The sequence below is a fragment of the Sodalis-like endosymbiont of Proechinophthirus fluctus genome (assembly GCF_001602625.1).
Classification (GTDB): domain Bacteria; phylum Pseudomonadota; class Gammaproteobacteria; order Enterobacterales; family Enterobacteriaceae.
The window spans coordinates 74988-77332 of sequence record NZ_LECR01000023.1; the positions used below are offsets into that span (position 1 = coordinate 74988).

3 protein-coding genes are annotated in these 2345 nt (G+C 54.1%); 2 read left to right on the forward strand and 1 reads right to left on the reverse strand.

All coding sequences use genetic code 11. The features are described 5' to 3' along the window. Window positions 1-545, reverse strand: a 545-nt coding sequence (lolB, locus tag BG74_RS02840; protein ID WP_244267197.1) for a lipoprotein insertase outer membrane protein LolB, incomplete at its 3' end; no start/stop codon positions are given. A 222-nt stretch (window positions 546-767) separates the two neighbouring features. Here lolB and hemA point away from each other — a divergent pair. Both hemA and BG74_RS16185 read left to right on the forward strand, forming a co-directional pair. Next, complete coding sequence (gene hemA, locus BG74_RS02845; RefSeq protein WP_066596461.1) at window positions 768-2030, forward strand: glutamyl-tRNA reductase; 1263 nt, start codon at window positions 768-770, stop codon at window positions 2028-2030. Between the two features lie 25 nt (window positions 2031-2055). Further along, on the forward strand, window positions 2056-2345 hold a 290-nt coding region (locus tag BG74_RS16185; protein WP_244267207.1), incomplete at its 3' end, for a PCRF domain-containing protein.

The window sequence follows — 2345 nt, forward strand, 5'->3', positions numbered from 1 at the left end:
GGCACAGTATCGTCGTGATAGCCCTGGTAGGTCACAGTCCAGAGCTGCCCGTTGTAGCTATAATTCACCTGGTGTAGATAGCCACTGGCATCGAATGTGAAATCGGTGGCATTGCCGGGCAGGCCGAGCATCCATTGGCACAGGTCTTTGAGAGGGATAGACATGCCGGCCAGCTTTTGGATCATCACCTCAGGGTCGTCGCTGATATAGCGTTTACCTTGATTGTTGACGAGCTGCACTACGCCCGGTTGGACATTGAGATCCATCTCCGTGCTGCCTAGTGGATTGGTCAGAATCAAGCGGTAGCGATCGGCGCTAGTTTGCTGCCAGTTAAAGCGCGCGTAAACTTTTTTCTCCTGGGAAAAATAGGCGAAGGCGCCGTGCGTCTGGTAACGGGTGATCGTGGACACCGACTGCTGGTGGCTGCGCCATTCGGGCGAGGTTTGGCTTTTAGCCAGGCTGGAAAGCGTGCGAACACTGCAGGCAGCCAGCAGCAGACTGGCGAGCGGCAGCAAACGGAAAACGGCATAATTACGCTCTGGCATGACTTCAACGTCCTTAACTATCGCACGATGAATGACTTTCTTTCACGCTAACGGAGGGTATCGTTAGCGACAATGGATTTAATAGTTTGATTTTATACCCTTACAAGTTATATACCATAAGAGGAAGAAAGTACGGTGCAACTTTTCTTGCATCTGTGCATCAAGTAGAATGCGAGCAGACAATAACCAACTAACGCTTGTACTACTCTGTAACCTGAACAAATGACATTGCTCGCACTTGGTATCAATCATAAAACAGCCCCGGTCGCTTTGCGCGAACGGGTAGCGTTATCACCAGATACCCTTGACCAGGCGCTGGGCAGCTTGCTTGCGCAACCGCTGGTGCGGGGAGGTGTCGTTCTGTCTACTTGCAACCGTACCGAGCTATATCTCAGCGTTGAACAAAAGGCCGACCTGCAGGAAGCGCTGGTGCGCTGGCTGTGCAACTACCACCAACTCGAAGCCGACGAGGTGCGACAGAGTTTTTACTGGTATCTCGGTGACGAAGCCGTCAGCCATTTGATGCGCGTCGCCAGCGGCCTGGATTCGCTGGTGCTCGGCGAACCGCAAATCCTAGGACAGGTTAAGAGGGCATTCGCCGAATCCCGCCGCGGGCATGGCTTGTCGGTGGATTTGGAGCGATTATTTCAGAAATCGTTCTCCGTTGCCAAACGAGTGCGCACCGAAACTGAGATTGGCTCATACGCGGTCTCGGTGGCATTTGCAGCCTGCACTATGGTGCGACAGACATTTGAATCCTTGTCAGAAGTGGTGGTAATGCTGGTAGGCGCCGGCAAAACGATTGAACTGGTGGCGCGCCATCTGCGCGAGCACAAAGTGAAGCGGCTGCTCATCGCCAACCGCACCCGTGATCGGGCGCAGCGTCTGGCAGAAGAAGTCGGCGCTGACGTCATCAGCCTGCCAGAAATTAATAGCCAATTGGGTGAGGCCGACATTATTATCACCTCCACTGCCAGCACGCTGCCGATAATCGGTAAAGGAATGGTGGAGCGAGCGCTGAAACAACGCCGTTATCAGCCTATAATTCTAGTGGATATCGCTGTACCGCGCAATATTGAACCAGAAGTGGAGAAGCTGGCAAACGCCTATCTGTATACGGTGGACGATCTGCAGGCCATCATTGAAAAGAACCTGATGCAGCGTAAAAATGCTGCGGTGCTGGCGGAAACTATCGTCGCGCAGGAAAGTCTGGATTTCATGGGTTGGCTGCGCAGCCAGTCGGCGGTGGAGGCAATACGTGATTACCGCACTCAAGCGGGTAGCCAGCGGGCGGAGTTTGAAGCCCGCGCGCTCGCGGCGTTACGCCTCGGTGCTGACCCGGAGCATGTGGTGAAAGAGATGGCACACAAGCTGACCAACCGTCTCATCCACGCGCCGACCAAATCGCTGCAGCAGGCTGCCCGCGAAGGCGACACTGAGAGATTACATATTTTGCGCGACAGTCTTGGACTGGACACGCACTGAAACATATAAGGTAAATATACCACGTATGAAACCCTCGATAGTCGCCAAATTAGAGGTGTTGCAAGAGCGCTGTGAAGAAGTGGAAGTCCTGCTCGGCGATCCCAGTATCATTTCCAATCAGGCGCGTTTTCGCGCCCTGTCGAAGGAGTATGCGCAGCTGTCTGATGTGACAAACTGTTTTCAGCGCTGGTGCCAGGTGCAAGAAGATATCCATACCGCGGAGCATCTGCTGAAGGATCCGGAAATGCGCGATATGGCGCAAGATGAGCTGCGAGCATCGCGCGCCAGCCGGGAACAGCTGGAGCAGCAGCTTCA

What these genes read in the sequence shown, in the direction of transcription:
- hemA (WP_066596461.1), top strand. Translation starts at nt 768, where the DNA reads ATGACATTGCTCGCACTTGGTATCAATCATAAAACAGCCCCGGTCGCT.